Annotated in this window: 22 protein-coding genes; 10 read left to right on the forward strand and 12 right to left on the reverse strand. The window is 70.8% G+C overall.

The window, feature by feature from the left end; all coding sequences use genetic code 11:
* Positions 1 to 1,291, forward strand: a 1,291-nt coding sequence (locus B9G38_RS02520; RefSeq protein ID WP_143415346.1) for an FAD-dependent oxidoreductase, incomplete at its 5' end; no start/stop codon positions are given.
* Between the two features lie 36 nt (positions 1,292 to 1,327).
* Here the strand turns inward: B9G38_RS02520 and B9G38_RS02525 are convergent.
* From B9G38_RS02525 to nth, 6 genes are all read right to left on the reverse strand, one after another.
* Complete coding sequence (locus B9G38_RS02525; RefSeq protein ID WP_086219372.1) at positions 1,328 to 1,795, reverse strand: hypothetical protein; 468 nt, start codon at positions 1,793 to 1,795, stop codon at positions 1,328 to 1,330.
* A complete protein-coding gene (locus B9G38_RS02530) occupies positions 1,792 to 2,286 on the reverse strand; it encodes a phosphopantetheine adenylyltransferase (protein ID WP_049929820.1) in 495 nt (164 codons plus the stop codon). The genes B9G38_RS02525 and B9G38_RS02530 overlap by 4 nt, the downstream gene beginning before the upstream one ends.
* 90 nt (positions 2,287 to 2,376) lie before the next feature.
* Positions 2,377 to 2,976, reverse strand: a complete 600-nt coding sequence (locus B9G38_RS02535; RefSeq protein WP_086219373.1) for a winged helix-turn-helix domain-containing protein — start codon at positions 2,974 to 2,976, stop codon at positions 2,377 to 2,379.
* Positions 2,977 to 3,064: 88 nt separating this feature from the next.
* Entirely contained in the window at positions 3,065 to 4,144 is a 1,080-nt protein-coding gene (locus B9G38_RS02540; protein ID WP_086219374.1) for a glutamate--cysteine ligase, read from the reverse strand.
* A gap of 197 nt (positions 4,145 to 4,341) precedes the next feature.
* Positions 4,342 to 4,899 carry a DoxX family protein gene (locus B9G38_RS02545; protein WP_049929816.1) on the reverse strand — a complete coding sequence of 186 codons (558 nt, stop codon included), beginning with the start codon at positions 4,897 to 4,899 and terminating at the stop codon, positions 4,342 to 4,344.
* A gap of 151 nt (positions 4,900 to 5,050) precedes the next feature.
* Positions 5,051 to 5,734, reverse strand: coding sequence for an endonuclease III (gene nth / locus B9G38_RS02550; RefSeq protein WP_049929815.1), 684 nt, complete (start codon positions 5,732 to 5,734; stop codon positions 5,051 to 5,053).
* Between the two features lie 121 nt (positions 5,735 to 5,855).
* On the opposite strand from nth, the gene B9G38_RS02555 reads away from it, so the two are divergent.
* The 6 genes from B9G38_RS02555 to trpG all read left to right on the forward strand — a co-directional run bounded on the left by B9G38_RS02555 (position 5,856) and on the right by trpG (position 12,143).
* The gene (locus B9G38_RS02555) at positions 5,856 to 7,139 is read left to right on the forward strand and encodes a tRNA pseudouridine(54/55) synthase Pus10 (RefSeq protein ID WP_086219375.1); all 1,284 of its coding nucleotides are present in this window, start codon (positions 5,856 to 5,858) and stop codon (positions 7,137 to 7,139) included.
* 158 nt (positions 7,140 to 7,297) lie between these two features.
* Positions 7,298 to 7,996: a universal stress protein gene (locus B9G38_RS02560; RefSeq protein ID WP_086219376.1), complete on the forward strand. Its 699-nt coding sequence runs from the start codon at positions 7,298 to 7,300 to the stop codon at positions 7,994 to 7,996.
* A 151-nt stretch (positions 7,997 to 8,147) separates the two neighbouring features.
* On the forward strand, positions 8,148 to 9,221 hold the full coding sequence (gene trpD, locus B9G38_RS02565; protein ID WP_049929811.1) for an anthranilate phosphoribosyltransferase: 1,074 nt from the start codon (positions 8,148 to 8,150) through the stop codon (positions 9,219 to 9,221).
* Positions 9,221 to 9,865, forward strand: coding sequence for a phosphoribosylanthranilate isomerase (locus tag B9G38_RS02570; RefSeq protein ID WP_086219377.1), 645 nt, complete (start codon positions 9,221 to 9,223; stop codon positions 9,863 to 9,865). The genes trpD and B9G38_RS02570 overlap by 1 nt, the downstream gene beginning before the upstream one ends.
* Entirely contained in the window at positions 9,862 to 11,553 is a 1,692-nt protein-coding gene (gene trpE / locus B9G38_RS02575; RefSeq protein WP_086219378.1) for an anthranilate synthase component I, read from the forward strand. The genes B9G38_RS02570 and trpE overlap by 4 nt, the downstream gene beginning before the upstream one ends.
* The gene (trpG, locus tag B9G38_RS02580; protein ID WP_086219379.1) at positions 11,550 to 12,143 is read left to right on the forward strand and encodes an anthranilate synthase component II; all 594 of its coding nucleotides are present in this window, start codon (positions 11,550 to 11,552) and stop codon (positions 12,141 to 12,143) included. Before trpE ends, trpG begins: the two co-directional genes overlap by 4 nt.
* An 11-nt stretch (positions 12,144 to 12,154) precedes the next feature.
* Here trpG and B9G38_RS02585 read toward each other — a convergent pair whose 3' ends face one another.
* From B9G38_RS02585 to B9G38_RS02610, 6 genes are all read right to left on the reverse strand, one after another.
* Entirely contained in the window at positions 12,155 to 12,808 is a 654-nt protein-coding gene (locus B9G38_RS02585; protein WP_049929805.1) for a molybdenum cofactor biosynthesis protein B, read from the reverse strand.
* A gap of 109 nt (positions 12,809 to 12,917) precedes the next feature.
* Positions 12,918 to 13,334 carry a hypothetical protein gene (locus B9G38_RS02590; protein WP_049929803.1) on the reverse strand — a complete coding sequence of 139 codons (417 nt, stop codon included), beginning with the start codon at positions 13,332 to 13,334 and terminating at the stop codon, positions 12,918 to 12,920.
* Between the two features lie 103 nt (positions 13,335 to 13,437).
* Positions 13,438 to 13,653 carry a hypothetical protein gene (locus tag B9G38_RS02595; RefSeq protein WP_049929801.1) on the reverse strand — a complete coding sequence of 72 codons (216 nt, stop codon included), beginning with the start codon at positions 13,651 to 13,653 and terminating at the stop codon, positions 13,438 to 13,440.
* Between the two features lie 126 nt (positions 13,654 to 13,779).
* On the reverse strand, positions 13,780 to 15,990 hold the full coding sequence (locus B9G38_RS02600) for a PAS domain S-box protein (protein ID WP_049929799.1): 2,211 nt from the start codon (positions 15,988 to 15,990) through the stop codon (positions 13,780 to 13,782).
* A 61-nt stretch (positions 15,991 to 16,051) separates the two neighbouring features.
* Positions 16,052 to 17,290, reverse strand: a complete 1,239-nt coding sequence (locus B9G38_RS02605; RefSeq protein ID WP_086219380.1) for an NAD(P)/FAD-dependent oxidoreductase — start codon at positions 17,288 to 17,290, stop codon at positions 16,052 to 16,054.
* Between the two features lie 158 nt (positions 17,291 to 17,448).
* A complete protein-coding gene (locus B9G38_RS02610; protein WP_086219381.1) occupies positions 17,449 to 18,018 on the reverse strand; it encodes a DUF1684 domain-containing protein in 570 nt (189 codons plus the stop codon).
* 106 nt (positions 18,019 to 18,124) lie between these two features.
* Between B9G38_RS02610 and B9G38_RS02615 the strand changes: the two genes are divergently transcribed.
* The 3 genes from B9G38_RS02615 to B9G38_RS02625 all read left to right on the forward strand — a co-directional run bounded on the left by B9G38_RS02615 (position 18,125) and on the right by B9G38_RS02625 (position 21,144).
* A complete protein-coding gene (locus B9G38_RS02615) occupies positions 18,125 to 19,345 on the forward strand; it encodes a PQQ-binding-like beta-propeller repeat protein (RefSeq protein WP_233127150.1) in 1,221 nt (406 codons plus the stop codon).
* Between the two features lie 72 nt (positions 19,346 to 19,417).
* Positions 19,418 to 20,014: a DUF6149 family protein gene (locus tag B9G38_RS02620; RefSeq protein ID WP_049929791.1), complete on the forward strand. Its 597-nt coding sequence runs from the start codon at positions 19,418 to 19,420 to the stop codon at positions 20,012 to 20,014.
* A 113-nt stretch (positions 20,015 to 20,127) separates the two neighbouring features.
* Entirely contained in the window at positions 20,128 to 21,144 is a 1,017-nt protein-coding gene (locus tag B9G38_RS02625) for an AI-2E family transporter (protein WP_086219382.1), read from the forward strand.

Consider the following 21,144-nt stretch of genomic DNA (forward strand, 5'->3'; position numbering starts at 1 on the left):
GAAAAAAAAAATCGCCCGCTACGTCGACCGCATGTCGGACCTCCTGTCGCTGTCGCCGAGCGAGGTCGACGAGCGGGGGATCGACCTCCGACGCGGCCGGGAGGTGGTCGCCGTCGACCCCGACGCGAAGCGCGTCACGGTCGAGACGGCCGACGGTGATCGAGTCGAGCAGGCGTACGGCGACCTCCTCGTCGCCACCGGCGCGCGCGCCGACTCCGGCCCCTTCGACGTGCGCGGCCTCGACGGCGCGTTCACGCTTCACGACATGGACGCGGCGGCCGCCATCGACGCGTACGTCGCGGACCCCGACGACTACGACTCGGACCGCGTCGACGTGAGCGCGGTCGACCGCGACCGCGTCGAGCGCAACGCGGCGATACCGGCCCCCGAGACCGCCGCGGTCGTCGGCGGCGGGTACGTCGGCGTCGAGGTCGCCGAGGCGCTCTCGGAGCGCGGGGTCGACGTCCGCGTCTTCCACCGGTCCGGGCACCTCCTCTCGCCGTTCGGCGAGGCGGTCGGGAACCGCGTCGAAACCGCGCTCGAGGCCGAGGGCGTCAGCGTTCGCACCGACGCCCCGGTCGAGGCGCTCGTCGGCGACGAGCGGATCGAGGCGATCGACGTCGGCGGCGACCGCGTTCCGGTCGACATGGCCGTCGTCGGGGTCGGGATCCGACCGAACACCGAACTGCTCGACGGCACCGGGGTCGACCTCGGACCGGGCGGCGCGGTCCGGGTGGACGACCACGGCCGGACTAGCCTCCCGGACGTGTACGCGGCGGGCGACTGCGCGACCGCGCGCCACGCGGTGACGGGCGAGCCCGACTGGATGCCCCTCGGACTCACCGCGAACCGCGCCGGTCGCGCGATCGGTGCGACGGTCGCGGGGGATCCCGCGCCGGTCGGGGACATCGCGGGCACGGCGGCGGTGAAGGCGTTCGACACCGAGGGGGCCCGGGTCGGGATCCTCGACCCCGAGGCGGCCGAGGCGGCCGGGTTCGACCCGGTCAGCGAGACGGTGACCGCGGGGTCGCGCTCCGGCTACTACCCCGGTGCGGCCGAGACCGACGTGACCCTCGTCGCCGACCGCGACACGGGGCGACTCCTCGGCGGGAGCGTCGTCGGCACCGACCGCGCGGCGATCCGGATCGACACGCTCGCGACCGCGATCGAGGCGGACATGACCGTTCCCGAGGTAGAGCGCCTCGACCTCGCGTACGCGCCGCCGTTCAGTCCGGTGTGGGACCCGATACTGGTCGCCGCGAAGGTGTTGAACGGAAAAATCGAGGACTGAACGGCGGCGACAGCGGTGCGGCCCGGACGAAGTCGCTCACTCCCGTATCCGACCGACGAGGAACCCGACCACCGCCGCCGCGAAGCCGACCGCGACCGCAGCGGCGGCGGCGAGCGCGAGCGGCGCGGTGACCGCCGAGAGGGGCGGGCCGCCGAGGCCGCCCGGGACCGCGTACGGCGTCGGTCCGAGCCCTCGCAGCAGGGTCCCTGCGAAGGGCCCGTACGCGAGGAGGGCCGTCGGGAGGGCGCCGCCTCCGGTCGCGGCGAACGCGACCGCGCCGACCGCCGCCACCGCGGCGAGGACGCCGGTGGTCGCCGGGGCGCCGACGCCGACCGCCGCCGTCGCGTCGAAGACGACGTACGACAGCGCGAGCCCGACCGCGCTCCACACCGTCGCTCGCTCGAAGCCCGTCTCGCCGAGCGCGATCCGCCGGAGCGCCGCGCGACCGGAAGCGGCACCATCGGCCCCGCCCGCGTCGCCCTCGGTCGCGTTCGCGTCAGTCATTCCGGCCGCGTCGCCCCCCGCCCCTCGCGGTCCGGGGTGAGGTTGCCGTGTTCGTCTATCTCGCCCGCGACGATCCGCGTCGAGGAGATGCGCTCGCCGTCCTCGGCCGCGACGTGGTCGACGACGACCAAGTCGAGGGGATCGCGCCCGCGCTCGCGACGGATCTCGTTGATCCGCTCGCCGCCCGCCTTCGTCTCCGGGGAGACGATCAGCGCGTCGAACTCCGGCTCGACCGCGATGCCGGTCGGCTCCGTCAGCTCACGGACCTCGTAGTCGCGCCCGTGCGACTCGGCCAGCGGCGCCAACTCCGCTTCGAGGTCGCGCTCGCGCCGGTCGAACGGGCGGACGTACCGGTCGACGTGGCGGGTCTCCGGCGCCAGCTCGTCGGAGGTGAGACCGACGGTGACGTCACCCAGCTCGAACGCCCGCTCGAACAGCTTGCGGTGGCCGTCGTGAACGGGGTCGAACGTACCTCCCAGCGCGACGTTCATGCCTCTCCGTTGCGCGGGTCAAACTTAAAACGTCCCGAACCGCGTCCCGGCCCGGTGAAGTCGGGCGGCGGGGCCGAGTCGTCGACCGGCTCAGTTCTCCGTCTCGTCGTCCGTTCCGTCGCCCTCCGCGCCGTCGTCGGCTTCGCCCACGCTGGCGTCGCCGCCCTCGTCCCCGCCGTCGCCCTCGGCGTCGACGGATATCTGGACGGGTTCGGTGTCGCCGTCGGGCGACTCGCCGCCGAGCCGCCGGTCGAGATTGAAGACGGCGTTCAGCTCCGCCTGAACGTCGCCGACGACGCCGCGGACCAGCTCGCTCGGCGCGATGGCCTCGTACTCGTAGGGGTTGTTACCCGCCCCCTCCGCCTTCCGCTTGCCGCGCTCGACGGTCCCCTCGTCGTGGAGTTCGGCGAGCGCCTCGCGGACGGTGCTGGGGTAGAGGCCGGTCCCGTCCGCGACCTCGTCGCTCGTGCTGTGGGGGTTATCGCGCAGGTAGACGTAGATGCGCGCCCGAGTCTCGGTGTCGAGCAGCCACGCGAGCAGGTCGACGACGTTGTCGTCGAACCCCTTCACCGCCTGGTCGGCGCCCTCGCTGAGCCGCTCTTTCGTCTTCCGAAGCTCCTCCCGCGTCCGGTCCGTCGGCGACTCCTCCGGGTCGTCGACCGGCTCGGCGGCTGTGTCGTCCGTGGTCATATCCGAAACAGGGGGCCACGCGGGCAAAAGGGTTTCTCGTCGCTTTCGTTCCGACGAAACGCTTCGACGCCGATCGTCCTGAGCGTCGTCAGGGTCTCACGAGGAGGTCCGAACACAGCGCGTCCACGCCCGACTCCTCGTGGATCCGGCGCTGGCGCGCGGCGCCGCTCTCCGCCTCGTACACCTCGCGGATCCCCGAAATCCCGAGCCGGTCGCACTCGGCGTCGACGACCTCGCCGAGCGCGGTCGTTTCCTCGCCGTCACGGTCGACGAACGCGGCGTCGTGGCCGTGACGGATCGCGCGCCACTTGTTCTCGTCGAGGAGTTCGCGGCGCAGGGAGCGGGGCGGCTCACCGTCCTCGTACCGCTCGGCGTAGTCGACGACCAGCGCACGGACGTACTCCGCGAGCGCGAGGGTGATCGCCGGGTCGCGTTGTACATCGGGCGCACGGACCTCCACGGTCCCGTGCCCGGTGTGGGGGCGCACGTCGAACCACAGCTCGCCGCGGTCCGCGATGGACTCCGTCTCGACCATCCGGCGCTCGTACCGCTGGAAGGCGTCGAAGTCCTCGAAGGCGGAGGGGATCCCGGTGTTCGGGAGGTTCTCGAACACCTTGGCGCGGGCCGAGGCGAGCCCGGTGTCGAACCCGTTCCAGAACGGGGAGTTGGCCGACAGCGCGAGCAGCACCGGGCAGTGCCACCGTAGCCGGTTCGCGACCCAGACCGCCTTGTCCGCGTCGTCGACGCCGACGTGGACGTGGAGCCCCGCGGTCACGTTGCGGTGCTGGGGGTACTGGATGCGGTCCAGCTGCGCCTGATACCGCGGCTTCTGGACGTGGTCGAGCTCGCGCCACTTCGCCGTCGGGTGGAGCCCCGCGGCCGCGATCCGGTAGCCGTCGGCGGCGGCGTGGTCGACGAGCGCCTCGCGGACCGTCGCGAGCGCCTCGGCGGGGTCGTCACCCTCCTCGATCGTTTCGGTCTGGGCCTCTATCGTACACTCGAACAGCTCGTGGTCGAACCCCTCCGGCACCGCCGCGGGCGGGTCGCGACCGTACACGAGGTCGTCGGTCCCGGACGTCGGGCGGCCCTCGGCATCGACGATGTAGAACTCCTCCTCGATGCCGAGCGTCCCCATCCGGGAGAACGCGTCCCGCGAACCGAGTTCCATTACCGCTCCGTACCGGTCGCTCGCTCTTATAAGGATTGGAAGGCGGAAGGCGCGGCGCCGTCGCTCTCCGACGAGCGCTCGGGCAGGTGAATCGAGTGGGAAGATAGAATCGGCCGAACCGCACTCCGCGCGTCGAAAACGAGTCGGCGGCGCGCGTTCGCGCGCCGGGGGCTGCGACGCTCGGTCCCGCGTCCCGTTCAGCCGAGGACGTACCGGAGCGCCGGGACCTTCTCGACGAGCGCCTGCCCGCCGACCTGAATCTGCTCGATGTAGGCGTCGAGGCCGAGGACGCGGCCCGCGCCGAACGCGGCCACGGTGAGGAACACCATCGCGTACACTAGCGTCGAGTCGAACAGGGCGAGGAAGTCGCCGCTCCACCCGCCGAGGTAGAACAGCGTCATCTGTATCGCCCCGCCCAGCGCGGCCAGGCGGACGAACGCGCCGAGGATCAGCGCCGTGCCGATCAGCAGCTGCGTCGCGGGCACGAACACGTTCGCGAACTCGACGAACCACGGCGTCGACCCCATCGCGGCGTACAGGCCGCTGACCGGGCTCGCCGCGTCGGGCGCGTGGACGAGGTAGCCGCTGGCGTCGAACGGCCACTCCGAGACCTTTCCGAGGCCCGCGAACAGGATCATCCCGCCGATGGTCGCCCGCAGCAGGACGATGAACAGCGCCGACAGCGAGTGCGCCTTCCCCAGTAACGTGATTCCGCCGAACTCGCCGCCGAACTCGTTTGTGGTCTTCGTGGACATTGTGTCTCTCCTCACTTGCGAATACGCCGGACGAGTATATAAACCGGAAAGCGGGTTCCCCTTCGCCGAGACGAATTCGACCTGGCCCCCTATCTGTCGGGTCTTTAAATACAATCCCCGAACTTCATCGGATCGGACCGCTTCTCCGGGCTCACCACGCCTCGCCGCTGGCGAGGTCGACCTCGGCGTCCCCCTTCTCTGAGGGACAGATGTCGGCGAGCACGCAGTCGGCGCAGTCGGGGTTGATCGCGGTACAGGTCGCGCGCCCGTGGTCGATCATGAGGTGAGTGAACTGCTGCCAGTCGCTCTCGGGGACGACGTCCAGCAGGTCCTGTTCGATCGCCTCTGGCCGTTCCTCCTCGGTGACCCCCAGCCGCCGCGTGAGACGCTGGACGTGGGTGTCGACGACGATCCCCTCGACCACGTCGTGGCCGTGCTGGAGGACGACGTTCGCGGTCTTGCGACCCACGCCCGCGAGGTCCGTCAGCTCGGACATCGTGTCCGGCACTTCGCCGTCGTGCTCCTCCGCGATGTCCGCGCACGCGGAGCGGATGTACTTCGCCTTGTTGTTGTAGTAGGTGATCGAGTTGATCGCCTCGGCCATCTCCTCTTGGGGCGCGTTCGCGTACTCCTCGGGCGTCTCGTACGTCTCGAACAGGTCTGCGCACACCTTGTTCACGCGCTCGTCCGTACACTGCGCGGAGAGGATCACCGCGATGAGCAGCTCCAGCCGATTCGAGTAGTTGAGCGAGATTGTCGAGTCAGGGTACTCCTCGTACAGCCGGTCGAGGACCTCGGCGACCTGCTCCTCACGCGGATCGAGTGGCGTTCCCATACGAATCCCTCCGTCCGGGCGACATTGAACGATCCGACTGTGCGCCCCGCCGCGACGGATCGGCACGCCGCCCGCCCCGCCGAGTAGTAAGACAGTTACCACGCGGCGCGCTGGTGAGCGTATGGACGTACTCGACGTCGCGGCCCGCGCGACAGAGACCGGGCCGGTGTGCGACGCCTGCCTCGGCCGGCTCGTCGCCGACCGGAGCTTCGGGTTGTCGAACGCCGACCGGGGCTCGGCGCTCCGCGTGTCGCTGGCGTTGCGCGACGACGAGGACCACGAAGCGGTCGACACCGCGGACTGCTGGGTGTGCGAGGGTCGCTGCGCCGCGTTCGACGACTGGGCCGACCGCGCCGCCGAGGCGGTCGAGGGCGTCGAGTTCGCCACCTACAACGTCGGCACGCGCCCGCCACCGCTGATCGAGGAGAACGAGGCGCTGCTCCGCGCCGACGCCGGCCTCGACGAGGACGCGGGCGAGCCGTTCAAGTCGGAGTTCAACCGCGAGGTCGGCAAGCGGTTCGGGCGGCTCACGGGCGTCGAGGTCTCCTTCGACCGCCCCGACGTCCAGTTCACGATCGACTTGGCCGAAGACGAGATCGACGCGAAGGTGAACTCCACGTTCGTCTACGGCCGCTACAGGAAACTGGAGCGGGACATCCCCCAGACCGAGTGGCCCTGTCGCGAGTGTAAGGGCTCCGGGCGGCAAGGGGCCGACCCCTGCGACCACTGCGGCGGCTCCGGCTACCTGTACGACGACAGCGTCGAGGAGTACACCGCGCCGGTCGTCGAGGACGTGATGGACGGGACGGAGGCGACGTTCCACGGCGCGGGCCGCGAGGACGTCGACGCGCTCATGCTCGGCACCGGCCGCCCGTTCGTGGTCGAAGTGGAGGAGCCGCGCCGTCGCCGGGTCGACACCGACCGCCTCCAGTCGGACATCAACGCCTTCGCCGACGGCGCGGTCGAGGTGGAGGGGCTCCGCCTCGCGACCTACGAGATGGTCGAGCGCGTCAAGGAACACGACGCCGCGAAGCGGTACCGCGCCGCGGTGACGTTCGACGCCGACGTGGACGCCGACGCCCTCGCGGACGCGGTCGCCACGCTGGAGGGGGCGACCGTCGAGCAGTACACGCCGAACCGGGTCGACCACCGCCGCGCGAGCATCACGCGCGAGCGCGACGTGTACGAAGCGACGGCCGACCTCGACGACGCGCGTCACGCGACCGTCGAGATCCGCGGCGAGGGGGGCCTCTACATCAAGGAGCTGATCTCCGGCGACGAGGGCCGGACCGAGCCGAGCCTCGCGGGCCTGCTCGGCGTCGGCGCCGAGGTGACCGCGCTCGACGTCCTCGCGGTGGAGGGCGAAGACGAGCCGTTCGAGCGCGACGAGTTCTTCCGGGAGTAGCGCGCTCCGAGGCCCGGCCGATGCCGTCGCATCTCGTCCGGTCCGGTCGATCCGATCCGGCGCCGCCCGCTCCGGTCGGGGGCCCTGACGCACCGTACCGAGCCGGCCGCGGACGCGGAATCAACGGGATTTATCTGACGAGCGTCAGACGTTCGAATATGAACGGGAGCGACGCCGACGGCGGAAACGCCCGAGAGGGTGGCACCCGAAACGGCGCCCCCGGCGGCGAGTCGAACGGTTCGACCGCGGCCGGCGACGCCGGTCGCGCGGGCTCGCCCGCGGTGGGCGACCCCGTGATCCGCCCCGCCGTCGACGACGCGGGGGCGGTTCCGACCGCCGCCGACGTATCGCTGAACGGTGCCGACCGCGCGGAGCGACCCGACCGGGTCTCTTCGGTCCTCGTCGCCGTCGGGCCCGGGCCGCACTCCGGAGCCACCGTTGACGTCGCCCGGGAGATCGCGGACGCCACGGACGCGTGGCTCGAACTGTTCCACGTCGTGCCCTCCGACGCGGCGCTCGCCGACGCGGCACCCGACGACGACGCCTCCGGGACCGTCGCCCCCGCCGGCGCGGCCGACCCCGACTACGCCGCGGCGGGGGAACGACTCCTCGACGCGGCCGAGGACCGGCTCACCGGGTTCGACCGCGCCGACCGGTGGCTCGTCGAGGACCGGACCGCGGCGGGCGCGGTCGTCGAGCAGTCCGCGTACTACGACCTGGTCGTCGTGGGCGCGCCGACGACGGGTACCGTCGGCCGGTTCGTGTTCGGCTCCACGACCGACACGGTCGTCGGCGACGCCGAGGTCCCCGTCGTCGTCGTCGAGGCCGACGGGTCGACCGCCCTCGACGCGGAGTAGGCGCCGACCGCCGTCGTTGCTACGACAAAGGCCCGTTTTCGCCGTTCTCGGCCCCGTTGACTGCGTGTTACCGTCTCACGTCTCGGCGACAGCGTTAAAACAGTGTACATACTTGTACATCATAACGCGGAATACTACATCGGTGGACACAATGAATCTCAACGACACGGTCGAGCGCGTGACGGACGGGGAGGATCTGACCGTAGAGGAGGCGCGCGAGGCCGCGCGGCTCGTCTTCGAGGAGGCGACGGAGGCCCAGATCGGGGCGCTGCTCGCCGCGCTCCGGGCGAAGGGCGAGACCGAGGCCGAGATCGCCGGGTTCGCGCAGGGGATGCGCGACGCGGCGCGCACGATCGAGCCCGACCGCGAGCCGCTCGTCGACACCTGCGGCACCGGCGGCGACGACCACGACACGATCAACGTGTCGACGACCGCCGCCGTCGTCGCCGCGGGCGCGGGCGTCCCGATCGCCAAGCACGGCAACTACTCGGTCTCCTCCTCCTCGGGCAGCGCGGACGTGCTGGAGGTCGCGGGGGCCGACGTCGAGGCGGAGCCGCCAGCCGTCGAGGCGGCGATCGAGGACGACGGGATCGGCTTCATGCTCGCGCCCGTCTTCCACCCGGCGATGAAGGCCGTCATCGGTCCGCGCAAGGAACTGGGGATGCGGACGATCTTCAACGTCCTCGGCCCGCTCACCAATCCCGCCGGCGCCGACGCGCAGGTGCTCGGCGTGTACGACCCCGACCTCGTCCCCGTCATCGCGCGGTCGCTGGCGCACATGCCCGTCGAGCGCGCGCTCGTCGTCCACGGCGCGGGCATGGATGAGATCGGAATCCATTCCGAGACGGTCGCGGCCGAGGTCGACGGCGAGGACGTGACGGAGTTCACGATCGAGCCCGCCGACCTCGGGCTCGACCGCGCCCCGATCGAGGCGGTCGCCGGCGGGACGCCCGCGGAGAACGCCGCGGACCTGCGCGGGATCGTCGACGGCTCGGTCACCGGTCCGAAGCGCGACCTGATCCTCGCGAACGCGGGCGCAGCCGTCTACGTCGCTGGCGAGGCCGAGACCCTCGCCGCGGGCGTCGAGCGCGCCGCGGAGGCGATCGACTCCGGCGCGGCCGCCGAGAAGTTCGCGGCCCTCTGCGACGGCGACGAGGCGCCCCCGGCTGACGCGGGGACGAGCGGAGCGGCGGACGGCGCGACGACCGCGGAGGACGACGACTGATGGCGCGGGTGAAGATCTGCGGGATCACGCGCGAGGCCGACCTCCGCGCCGCGGTCGACGCGGGGGCCGACGCGGTGGGCGTGATCACGGAGGTGCCGGTCGACTCGCCGCGCGAGGTCGACCCCGCCGAGGCGGCGGAGCTGCTCGCGGACGTGCCCGCGTTCGTCACCGCGACGCTCGTGACGATGCCCGAGTCCGCCGAGCGCGCGGTCGAGCTCGCCCGCACGACCGCGCCCGACGCGATCCAGCTCCACGGCGAGTGGACCGTCGACGAGCTCCGCTACATCCGGGCGGAGACGGAGCGCAAGGTGCTGCTCACGGTCGACGCCGACGACCCGGCCCGCGCCGAGGAGTTCGACGGCGCGGTCGACGCCTTCGTCGTCGACTCCACGGACGACTCGGGCGCGGGCGGCACCGGCGAGACGCACGACTGGCGCGCGACCGGCGAGCTCGCCGAGCGACTCACCACGCCCGTCGTGCTCGCTGGCGGGCTCACGGCAGACACCGTCGCCGAGGCGGTCCGCGTCGCCGACCCGTTCGCGGTCGACGTGGCGTCGGGCGTCGAGATCGAGGGCGGCCGGAAGGACCACAACGCGGTGGCCCGCTTCGTCGCCAACGCGGGCCGGGAGATGGAGCTGGCATGAGCGACGCGGCCCCCTCGCTCGACCGCTCGAAGGCCGAGTTCGTCGATCTGGCCGCCGATGCCGAGAAGCCGGTCGTCGTCCGCGCGTCCGCGTCGCTCGACGCCGACGTGACCCCGCTCGGCGCGTACGCGACCCTCGTCGGCGAGGGGCCGTACGGGTTCCTCCTGGAGTCCGGCGAGAAGGTCGCCTCCAGCGACCCTGACGGCGCGTTCACGAACGGCGGGAAGGCGGACCGGCACGCCCGCTACTCGTTCGTCGGCTACGACCCGGAGGCGGTCGTCTCCGTCCACCCGGATCGCACGGAGGTGACCGAGCTCGGCCCGGCGGCCGAGTTCCTCGGCGACGGGCTCGACGGCGACGCGGGGGCCGCGACGACCGCGCCCGGCCTCGGCCCGGACGAAGGCGACGCGGTCGACCGCGTCCGCGCCGCGTTCCCCGACGTGGCCCTGCGCGGCTTCCCCGACACCGACCGCCAGATCCTCTCGGGCGGGTTCGTCGGCTTCCTCGCGTACGAGGCGGTCTACGACCTCTGGTTAGAGGAGGTCGGTGTCGACCGCCCCGAGACCGAGTTCCCGGACGCGGAGTTCGCCCTCACGACCCGGACCGTCGTCTTCGACGAGCGGGAGGGCGGCGCCGAACTCGTGTTCACCCCGGTGATCGGCGTCGACGACGACCCGGCCGCGGTGTACGACGACCTCCTCGCGGAGGCCGAGCGCGTCGCCGCCGAACTGCGAGAGGCCGCCCCGCCAGACCCCGACGGCGTGCGCGTCCGCGAGGAGTCCGCGGACCCGCGCGGGGAGTACGAGGAGGCCGTCCGCACGGCCAAGCGACACGTCCTCGACGGCGACATCTACCAGGGCGTGATCTCGCGCAGCCGCGAGCTCCGCGGCGAGGTGGACTCGCTCGGCCTGTACGCGGCGCTGCGCGACGTGAACCCCTCGCCGTACATGTACGTGCTGCGCCACGACGACCGGAGCGTCGTCGGCGCGAGCCCCGAGACGCTCGTCTCCGTCCAGGGCGACCGCGTCGTCTCGAACCCGATCGCGGGGACCTGTCCGCGCGGGACCAGCCCGGTCGAGGACCGCCGGCTCGCGGGCGAGATGCTCGCCGACGGGAAGGAGCGCGCCGAGCACACGATGCTCGTCGACCTCGCGCGCAACGACGTGCGGCGCGTCTCGGAGCCCGGCTCCGTCCGGGTCGAGGAGTTCATGAACGTGCTGAAGTACAGTCACGTCCAACACATCGAGTCGACCGTGACCGGGACGCTCGCGGCCGACGCGGACGCCTTCGACGCGACGCGCGCGACGTTCCCCGCGGGGACGCTCACCGGCGCGCCGAAGGTGCGCGCGATGGAGATCATCGACGACTTAGAGACGACGCCGCGGGAGGCGTACGGCGGCGGCGTCGGCTACTACTCGTGGACCGGCGACGCCGACTTCGCGATCGTGATCCGGACCGCGACGCTCGACGAGTCGGGCGACGAGTCGGTCGTGGGCGTCCGCGCGGGCGCGGGGCTCGTCGCCGACTCCGACCCGGCCGCGGAGTACGAGGAGACAGAACAGAAAATGGACGGCGTGTTGACCGCGATCGACCGGATCCGCGAGGACGCAGCCGACGAGGGCGGCAACGCCGACCGGGAGCCCGGCGACGCCGACCCGATCGCCACCGGCTCGGAGGCGGAGCGATGAAGGTCGTCGTCGTCGACAACTTCGACTCGTTCACCTACAACCTCGTCGAGTACGTCTCCGACCAGACGATCGACGGCGAGCCGGTCGGCGTCGAGGTGTTCAAGAATACCGCGTCGCTCGCCGAGGTCGAGGCCGCGGATCCGGACGCGGTGATCATCAGTCCCGGGCCGGGCCACCCGAAGAACGACCGCGACGTGGGCGTGACGATGCCGGTGTTGCGCGACCTCTCGCCGACGGTGCCGACGCTGGGCGTGTGCCTCGGTCTGGAGGCCGCCGTGTACGAGTACGGCGGGACCGTCGGGCACGCGCCGGAGCCGGTTCACGGCAAGGCGTTCCCCGTCGACCACGACGGCGAGGGCGTGTTCCGCGGGCTCGACCAGGGGTTCCGGGGCGGCCGCTACCACTCGCTCGCGGCGACCGAGGTCACCGACGCGTTCGCGGTGACGGCCACCACGGACCACGACGGCGAGTCGATCGTGATGGGGATCCGTCACCGCGAACACCCGATCGAGGCGGTCCAGTTCCACCCGGAGAGCGTGTTGACCGGGTCGGGCCACGACCTCGTCCGGAACTTCCTCACTTCGGTCTGAGGGTCCGGGCGTCAGGCCCCGTCGCTCGGCGAATCTTCGTCGCCGTCGGCTTGCCCGTCGGCGTCTTTCTCGTCACCTTCCTCGTCGAGGCCCCGCCCGGCGAGGCCGACGAGGTGGCCGACCTCGGCGAGTATGATCTCGTCGACGCCGAGCTGAACCGCGTTCTCCGAGCCCGGCAGACAGAACACCGGCGTGGCGGAAACGACCCCGGCGGTCGCGCGCGACCCGATCGTCCGCGTGCCGACCGCCTCGTGAGAGAGCCGGCGGAACAGCTCGCCGAACCCGGGGAGCCGCTTCGCGAACAGCCCTCGCACGGCCTCCGGCGTGACGTCGTCCGGCGTGACGCCCGTCCCGCCGGTGGTCACCACCGCGTCGGTGTCCTTCCGGCGGGCGAGGCGGTCGACGGTGCCTTGGACGCTGTCGTAGTCGTCGGGGATCAGCTCGCGGACAGCCACCTCGTGGCCCGCCTCCTCGAACGCGGCCGCGACGTAGTCGCCCGCCGGGTCCTCGTCCGCTGACCGCGAGGAGGACACGGTGACGACCGCGACCGCGACCGACTCGGCGTCGTGGTGGTGATGGTGGTCGCGGCCGTGGTCGTGGTCATGACCGTGACCGTGATCCTCTCGGTCGTCGTGGCTGTGGCCGTGGTCGTCGTGGTCGCTCATGGACCGACGTTCGGCGCCCGCGTGAAAACATCTCCCGGTCGGCGAGCCGCGCATGGCCGTTCCGGGCGACCGCCGGAGGGCCGGAGTCCGCTCGGAGACCCGTCGCCGCTCAGGGCCAGTCGTCTCGGGCCTGCTCTTCCGGCGCCTCGTCGGTCTCGTCCTCGGTCGCGAGCGTCCACTCCGCGGCCTCGGCGGCGTCCTCGACGTGAAGGAACTCCCAGTCGGTCGCCTCGGCGACCGCCTCGTCCTCGTCGTCGATCCCGACGAAGACGTGGCGGTCCGTGTCGAACTGGCCGCTGATGTTCTCTAAGCTCTCCTCGACGCCGCGCGGCCCGGAGAAGAAGTCCTGTCGCACGCGGTGTTTCCGCGTGAAGTTCGTGACGACGTAGGTCGGCTTCTCGCTGACGACGCCGACGTACTCCGTCCACTGTCGGGCGTTGTTGAACACCGCGTTGGGGTCCGCGAGCGCTTTCAGCGCCTTCAGCTCGAACGCCAGCGTCATGTCTGTGGATCCGCCGCTGTCCATGCGCCAGGTTACCCCCGCCCGGCGAAAACAACTTCGCTTCCGCGCAGCCACCCCCTCCGCCGCTCACCGACCGGTCGCGGTCCTCTCGGCGGCCGCGGGGGTCTCACCGCGCTCGCACCCGATAGTAATCGGTGAACTTCACCACGTCGCCGTCGTCGAGGTCGCCGGTCTCCGGCGCCGTCTGCGGCTCGTCGGCTAGCTCCCGCACGATCTCCTGTTCGTCGTCGTCCAGTTCGTCGTAGTGCCGGACCCGCGCGTCGGCCGGAACGCGACCGGTGCGACGCAGCCGTAGCCGCCGTCCGGTGTCTCTAAGTGACATGTGGTACCGTATGACATGGTTAATCATAAACGTTTCGCGGCGGTCGCTGACTCGACCGACGCCGTTCGCCCCGCGTCGCGGGCGCGACGTTCCACCGCCGTTGGCAGCGGTTCGACTGTCGGCGGCTCAGTCGTCCGCTCGGGGGAGCGTGAGCGTGATCGCCGTACCGCGGGGCTCCGCGCTCGCGACGGCGGCCGAGCCGCCCGACTGCCGAACGACCCAGTAGACGAGCCACAGCCCGAGGCCGCTGCCGTGGTACAGCGCGTCGACCGCCGTGCCGTCGACGAGGACGTCTCGGTCCATCCCGGTCAACCCCGGCCCGTCGTCCTCGACGCGGACCTCGACCGCGTCGGGCCGGGCCTCGACCGACACCGCGACGGTCGGCCGGTCGCGGTCGTGATGTTCGACCGCGTTTCGGACCAGTTCGTCGATCGCCCGCGAGATCCACGTCGTCGCGGACGCCGTCGCGTGCCCGTCGTCGGGCACCGAGACGCCGACCGTCGCGTTCGGGAACTCCTCGTCCCGCTCCGCGGCCACCTGTCGGGCGACGCGCCCGATGTCGACGGGTTCGGTCTCCGGCGCGTCGCTCAGCACCTCGGTGATGTGGTGGGACTTCTCGCTCGTCTCCAGCAGGTCGTCGGCCCGCGACACGATGTACTCGGCCGCGTCGGCGGGGTCGACGGCCCCCGCCGCGATCTGCTTCGCCCGTCCCCGGACGACCGTCAGCGCGTTCCGGAGGTTGTGCTGGAGGACTCTGTCGACGACCCTGAGCTGTCGCGCGCGGTTCTCGCTGTCGGTCACGTCCCGAAGCACGCCGACGACCCCGGCGGGCTCCTCGCTCTCGGGGCTGTCGAGGGGGTAGTACCGCACGTCCATCGTCCGCGTCCCGCGGGTCGGGTGCGTCCGGGTCGTCCGGTACTCCACCGACTCCCCCCGGAGCGCGCTCTCCACCTCACGCTCGACCCGCCGGTAGTCGTCGTCGGGGACGATGTCAGCGAGCGTCACGTCCGTCACGTCGCCGTCGCCGAGGTCGTGATACTCGCGGTACTGGGGGTTCGCGAACAGGAGTCGACCCTCGCGGTCGACCGCGGCGATGAGGTCGGTCGCGCCGTTGATCGCGCGCTCGTACCGCTCCAAGTCGCGTTCGCGCTCCTTGCGCTCGGTGACGTCCCGACAGATGGCGAACGTGCCGGCCAGATCGCCGTCGGCGTCGTAGTAGGGGTACCGCTGCGTGCTGAACGTCGCCGCCCGGTCGCTCTCGGGGAACGTCGGCGATATCTCGTACTCGGTCATCGCCTCGGTTTCGAGCACCTCCCGCCGCCGCGCGTCGACCTCGGCGGCCGCCTCCGGGTCCATGAACGCGAACTCGTCGCCGCCGTACAGCTCCTCGCGGGGTATCCCAGCGAACTCGCTCACCGCCTCGTTGAGCAGCTCGAACTCGCCGTCGCGGTTCTGGAGGAGGACGGGGTCGTCGAGCTGCTCGACGATGTCCCGGTACTGCTTCAGCCGCCCCGTTGCGGCCTTCCGTTCCGTGATGTCCGTCTGAATGGCGACGAACCGCGTGATCTCGCCGTCGTCGTCGACGACCGGCGCGATGGTCTGGTGGGCGTGGTACGGCGTGCCGTCGCGCCGCCGGTCGACGATCTCCTCTTCCCACACGTCCCCGGCCAAGAGCGTCGACCACAGCGCGTCGTAGTACTCGTCGGACATCTCGCCGGAGTTGAGTATCGCCGGCGTCTCCCCTAGAGCCTCCGCGGTCTCGTAGCCGGTGTTGTCCGTGAACGCCGGGTTGACGTACTCGATCGTCCCGTCGGTGTCGGTGACGTAGATCGCGTGCCCGGCGTGTTCGACGAGGTTGCGGAACGTCTCCGCCCGCTGCCCGCCGATCTCCTCGACGCCGTCGCGGAAGATCCCAGTGTACACCGCGTCGCAGTCGTCCGGACTCGGCTCGCCGTCGCCGCCCCCGCTGCCGTCGTCGTCTCCGTCGCCGTCGCGGCCCTCTCGACCCGGGCCGTGTTCGTGAAAGCGGGCGGAGAACGTCACCGTGTGACCGTCGGCGTGCCGGATCGGCACCGAGACGCTCCCGCTCTCGTCGAGCCCCTCGGCCCGAGCGAGCCGGTCGCGAACCGACCTGCTACCCGCATCGCCCACGTCCGACACGACGACGGAGGCGAGGTCGCGCCCAAGTAGCTCGTCGGGCGCGTAGCCGAACGCCGCTTCGGTCGCGGGGTTGACGTAGACGACGGTCCCCTCGCGGTCGAGTGAGACCACCGGGTCCGAACACTCCGCGACGAAGGCGGCGAAGAACTCGTCGTCGGGGGACCGTCCGGAGCTCATCGGTATGAGGAATACGCGCTCGCGGGCCAAAAGGTACCGGAACTCGCGGCGGTGCCGCGGTCTACTGCTCCGTCGTCGCCGCCAGGTCGTCGACTGAGAACCCGGGCTCCATGAGGAGGTCGGTCTGCCCGCTCACGTCGCGCCCCTCGCGCATCAGCTGCTTGAAGGCGGACTGCGGCGAGAGGTCGCCGATGAGCACGCCGCCCACGACCTTCCCGTCCTTCAGCGCGACGCGGCGCCACTCGTTCTCGCCGGTGGTCGCCTCCACGGAGTCGTCGCCGAGCGTCGGGTGGCCGAACGAGAGGAACGGGAAGTCGAAGTGCGTGATCGAGTACGAGGAGACCCACTCGAACTCCTCGGCGCCGTAGTCGACCATGCTCCGGGCGGCGATCGTCCCCTGCTCTTTCGCGGACCCCCACGAGCCGTTCTTCGCGCGCTCGCCGAGGATGAGGTCGTTGAACGTCGTGATGTCGCCCGCGGCGTACACGTTGTCGACGTTGGTTCGCATGAACTCGTCGACGACGATGCCGTCGTCGAGCTCCAGCGGCGTGTCCTCGACGAGCTCCGTGTTGAAGTTCAGCCCGATGGCGACGCCCGCGAAGTCGCACTCGTAGCGCTCGCCGTTCGGGTCGACCGCGGCCTGGACGTGGCCGTCGTCGTCGACCTCGAAGTGGTCGACGCCGGACCCGAAGACCGGCTCGACGCCGCGCTCGCGCATCGCCTCGTGCATGATCTCGGCGCCCTCCTCCGAGAGCGCGTAGCGCCACCAGTTGTCGCCGCGCATCAGGTACTTCGCCTCGACGTCCTGCGCGCCGCAGATCGCCGCGAAGTCGATGCCGAGCAGCCCGGCGCCGACGATCACGCCCTTCTCGGCGCCCTCGACGCTCTCTTTGATGTTGCGGGCGTCTTGGAACGTCCAGAAGTGGTGGATCCCCTCCGCGTCGGCGTTCTCGACCGGGAGCTGCTGGGGCGTGCCGCCGACGGCCAGCAGGAGGGAATCGTACTCGAACGTCTCGCCCTCGTGGGTGCGGACCGCGTCCGCCTCGACGTCGATGTCGACGACCACGGTGTTGAGCCGGAGGTCGACGTCGTGGTCGTCGTACCAGTCCTCCTGGTGGATCGATATCGGGGCCTCCGGGAGCTTCCCCTTCGCGTACTCCTTGATCAGAATCCGGTTGTAGAGGGACTCACCCTCGTCCGTGAGAACCGTGATCTCGGCGTCGGGCGCTTCCTCGTGGAGCGTCTCGGCCGCGGACGCGCCCGCGATACCGTCACCGATGATCACGTACGAATCGCTCATAGGCGGGCGTTCGGATTCATGGTTAATGTGGGTTGTCATCCGCGCCCGCCACTGTGCGGCCGAGACGCACGCCCGCCGGAAACGCCGTACTCGGGGCCTTCTCGCGACGGGGGGAGGGCGGTCGATCGCGGACGCCCGCAGAAAAAGTCGCGTCCCGGTCAGTGGTCGGCGCCCGCCGGCTCCGCGGGGAAGTCCTTCTCGCCGGCCTCGATCGCGACGTCGAGCCAGTTCTCCGTCGGTACGAGCGGGCACTCGTAGGCGTGGTTGTACGCGCACGTCGGGTTGTACGCCAGGTTGAAGTCCACGATCCACTCGCCGTCGACGCGGTCGCGGTCGGGCTCCAGATCGAGGTAGCGACCGGCGCCGTACGTCTCCTCGCCGCTGGTCGCGTCGCGGAACGGCACCCAGAACCGGTCCGCGCCGTCGGCCGGTCGGTACGCCTGAAGCGTCGCCTGCTCGCCGTCGACCTCGAAGCGGAACTCGCCCCAGCGGCTGTACGTCTGCTCGCCGTCGGCGGTCGTCTCGACGGTGACGGTCTCCTTCTCGTCGTGTTCGTGAAGCGTGAGGTGGAACCGGAACGCCGGGTCCGGGTCGAAGTACGCCAGCCCGGGGAACGCGTCGCCCCGCATCGACACCGGTAGCGGCGACCGCGCCGAGTCCCGGAACTGCTCGGTCTTCGCCTCCCGCTGCGCCTCCACCTGCGCCGCCCAGTCGTCAGCGTCGTCCATGGTCGGCTTAGTATTGCGCTCCACACACAATAATAATTCCGACCACGGAAGCCTCGACCCCGCCGGCGACAGAAGGCACTTATAACGCTCTCGGGGACGTTGCGGCGTGAACAGACGAACTGCCCTCTCCACCTTGGCGGTCGGTGGGTTCGTCGGAGTTGGTGGCTGTCTCGACAACGTGCGCGGCGGCGACGACGAGCGATCGGACAGCGACCGCCCGGACCCCGAACTGAACCGGGAGGTCGAGACGAACGGCGCCGAGGACGGCGCACGCCCGCAGTTCCAGTGGGGACCGGCGCACGGAGGACACTGCGAGGAGGCGGGACCGAAAGACGATGTCGACGTGTTCTGGCGCCGGACGCCGTACCGGTACGACCACTCACAGCCGGTCGTCGTGGGCGATCGGGTGTACGTCTCGTTCTCGGGGACCTTGTTTCGTCTCGGTCTCGCGACCGGCGAGGTACAGTGGTCGACGGAGGTCGGTCACGACGGGTCGTCGACGCCGGCGGTTCGCGACGGCATCGCATACGTGACGGTGTGGAACGGCGGAGGCGAGACAGACCGCGGACTGGCGGCCGTCGACGCCGAGAGCGGCGAGGTGCGGTGGCGGCGGCTGACCGACGCGGAGATCACGACGGCGCCGACCGTGACCACCGACGGCGTGTTCGTGGGAGGCGGCTACGAGACGCAGACCGTCGCGGCGTTCGACCGCGACGGGACCGAACGGTGGCGCAACGACCTCGCTGAGTACGCTTCCGCGCCCGCCGTCGCCGACGGAACTGTCGTCTACGGCGCGGGCGGTCCTCGTGTCGTCGCCTACGACGCCGCCTCGGGAGCGGAACTGTGGACGACCGACGTCGACGGCGACGCGACCGCGACGCCGACCGTCGCCGACGGCCGCGTCCTGATCGGAACGCGGGCCGGGACCCTGTACGCGCTCGACCTCGGCGACGGAAGCGTTGAACGGACTGACGACCTCCCGGGGCCCGTCCGGCGATCGGTCGCCGTCACGGCCGACAGAGCGGTTGTTCCGACCGAACTCGGCCTCGTCGCCGTCGGCGACGGCGGCGAGCGCCTGTGGAGCGACGAAGAGATCGCCGGCGCGACCGCGCCGATGGTCGCGGACGGGGTCGCGTACCTCGGCGACGGTCGGACCGTCCGCGCGATCGCGGTCGAAGACGGGACAGAGCGGTGGTCCTTCCGGAGTCGCGAGCGCTCTTACACCGACGTCCTCCTCCAGGGCGTCCGCGCCGCCCCGACCGTCGTCGACGGCGTCGTCCTCGCGGCGACCCATGCGGGTGACGTGTACGCGCTCGGCGAGAGCTGAAACGGTTGCCGGGTCGCGCTTCGACCCGATGAGACGCCACACATTCAAGAGCGTCCCGGCCCAATCGTGGATATGAAAATCCGGCAGAACATCCGTCACTGGGCCGCCAAGAAGGCGCTGACCACGCCGGTCGTCGGCGACGTCGCCAACGACAAGCTCGTCGACCTCCACACGAGCATCTTCCTCAACAAGGCGGACGAGGACCGGCGCGAGGAGCGCCGCGATCACCTCGACAGCTTCTTCGACGCGACGATGGACACCTACGTCGCCGCTTTGGAGGCCGGGTTCCCGGAGGCCGAGGCCCGCGAGATCACCCACGTTCAGGCGAACTTCGACTTCTTCAACCACGGCTGGACGGAGATGATGGAGATCCCGGGCGACGAGCTCGAGGCGCACTACCGCCGGTACGAGTCCTTCTTCACCGACTTCGGGATCACCATCGACGACCCGCTGGGCGAGTTCCGCCCGCCCGAGGGTCTCGCCGAGGCCCCCGAGACGCCGGGGAAGCTCGACGAGCCGGAGTACGAGAACGCGCTAGCCGGCTTCGCCGACGACGTGTACGTCGAGACCGACGACGGCGAGACGGTCGTGGGCGGCGGCGCAGAGGAGCCAGAGGAGGTAGACCCGGCGACCGCGCCCGGCCTCGACGAAGACGAAGCGAGCGCCTGATCGCCGTCACGGTCGGTCGGTAGATCCGCCTTCGCTCTCACGTTCGCCGGCAGACCCGCCGACCGCGTCCGCCTGCCGGGCACGTTTATAATCCGCGGGGGACACCGTGGCGTATGAACCGCGGGCAATCGTTCCTCCTCCTGCTCATGGGAGCGGTCTCGCTTCTCACGCTCTTCGTCATCCTCCCGTTCGTCGAGTACGTGATCGCGTCGGCGATCCTCGCGTTCATCCTCTACCCCTTCCACCGGCGGCTCACGCGCCGGCTCCGCCGTCGCGTCTCGACGCGGTTCGGCGAGATGCTGTCAGCGTTGACGCTCATCCTCTCCGCCATCGTCCCCGTGATCTTGCCGCTTGCGTACATCACGTTGGTGTTCGTCCGCGACCTCACCGCGATCGCGGCGGGCGAGACGTCGATAAACGTGGCCGCGATCGAAGCCGAAATCGCGACGCTCACGGGACAGGACCCCGAGATCGGCGATCTCCTCCAGACCGGCGGCGAACTACTCGTCCAGACGCTGTTCGGCGGGTTTAGCGGTGTTTTGAACACGGCGATCCGAGCGTCGGTCGGCCTGTCGCTCGCGCTCTTTCTGGTGTACTACACCCTTATCGACGGTCCGGCGTTCGTCGGGTGGATCCGAGAGACGAGCCCGCTGCCGGCGGAGGTCACAGCCGACCTCGTCGACCGCGTCAACGTGATGACTCGGGGGGTCGTCATCGGCCACATCTCGGTCGCGCTGCTCCAAGCACTGGTCGCCGGGCTCGGCCTGTGGGCCGCCGGCATCCCCAACGTGGTGTTCTGGACGTTCGTGATGGCGGTGCTGGCGCTTTTACCCCTCATCGGGGCCTTCTTCGTGTGGGGGCCGGCGGCCGCATACCTCGTGATCATCGATCAAGTGACCGCGGGCGTGTTCCTCGCCGTCTACGGCGTCGCGGTGATCGCGATGGTTGACAACTACGCCCGACCGCTCGTCATCGACCAGCAGGCGCACCTCAACCCCGCGGTCATCCTCCTCGGCGTGTTCGGCGGCATCTACTCGGTCGGGTTCACCGGGCTCTTCGTCGGCCCCATCGTGATCGGCGTGCTCGCGGCCACGCTGGAGACGTTCCGGGAGGACTACGACGCGATCTGA

The organism is Halorubrum sp. SD612, from assembly GCF_002135005.1.

Bases quoted from the DNA above. Each gene is read 5' to 3' on its own strand.
- B9G38_RS02555 (WP_086219375.1), top strand. From the start codon at position 5,856: ATGGACGTACTCGACGTCGCGGCCCGCGCGACAGAGACCGGGCCGGTG.
- B9G38_RS02570 (WP_086219377.1), top strand. From the start codon at position 9,221: ATGGCGCGGGTGAAGATCTGCGGGATCACGCGCGAGGCCGACCTCCGC.
- B9G38_RS02625 (WP_086219382.1), top strand. From the start codon at position 20,128: ATGAACCGCGGGCAATCGTTCCTCCTCCTGCTCATGGGAGCGGTCTCG.
- trpG (WP_086219379.1), top strand. From the start codon at position 11,550: ATGAAGGTCGTCGTCGTCGACAACTTCGACTCGTTCACCTACAACCTC.
- B9G38_RS02605 (WP_086219380.1), bottom strand. From the start codon at position 17,290: ATGAGCGATTCGTACGTGATCATCGGTGACGGTATCGCGGGCGCGTCC.
- B9G38_RS02620 (WP_049929791.1), top strand. From the start codon at position 19,418: ATGAAAATCCGGCAGAACATCCGTCACTGGGCCGCCAAGAAGGCGCTG.
- B9G38_RS02560 (WP_086219376.1), top strand. From the start codon at position 7,298: ATGAACGGGAGCGACGCCGACGGCGGAAACGCCCGAGAGGGTGGCACC.
- B9G38_RS02585 (WP_049929805.1), bottom strand. From the start codon at position 12,808: ATGAGCGACCACGACGACCACGGCCACAGCCACGACGACCGAGAGGAT.
- B9G38_RS02525 (WP_086219372.1), bottom strand. From the start codon at position 1,795: ATGACTGACGCGAACGCGACCGAGGGCGACGCGGGCGGGGCCGATGGT.
- B9G38_RS02545 (WP_049929816.1), bottom strand. From the start codon at position 4,899: ATGTCCACGAAGACCACAAACGAGTTCGGCGGCGAGTTCGGCGGAATC.
- B9G38_RS02595 (WP_049929801.1), bottom strand. From the start codon at position 13,653: ATGTCACTTAGAGACACCGGACGGCGGCTACGGCTGCGTCGCACCGGT.
- B9G38_RS02600 (WP_049929799.1), bottom strand. From the start codon at position 15,990: ATGAGCTCCGGACGGTCCCCCGACGACGAGTTCTTCGCCGCCTTCGTC.
- B9G38_RS02540 (WP_086219374.1), bottom strand. From the start codon at position 4,144: ATGGAACTCGGTTCGCGGGACGCGTTCTCCCGGATGGGGACGCTCGGC.
- trpE (WP_086219378.1), top strand. From the start codon at position 9,862: ATGAGCGACGCGGCCCCCTCGCTCGACCGCTCGAAGGCCGAGTTCGTC.
- B9G38_RS02610 (WP_086219381.1), bottom strand. From the start codon at position 18,018: ATGGACGACGCTGACGACTGGGCGGCGCAGGTGGAGGCGCAGCGGGAG.
- B9G38_RS02590 (WP_049929803.1), bottom strand. From the start codon at position 13,334: ATGGACAGCGGCGGATCCACAGACATGACGCTGGCGTTCGAGCTGAAG.
- nth (WP_049929815.1), bottom strand. From the start codon at position 5,734: ATGGGAACGCCACTCGATCCGCGTGAGGAGCAGGTCGCCGAGGTCCTC.
- B9G38_RS02530 (WP_049929820.1), bottom strand. From the start codon at position 2,286: ATGAACGTCGCGCTGGGAGGTACGTTCGACCCCGTTCACGACGGCCAC.
- B9G38_RS02535 (WP_086219373.1), bottom strand. From the start codon at position 2,976: ATGACCACGGACGACACAGCCGCCGAGCCGGTCGACGACCCGGAGGAG.
- trpD (WP_049929811.1), top strand. From the start codon at position 8,148: ATGAATCTCAACGACACGGTCGAGCGCGTGACGGACGGGGAGGATCTG.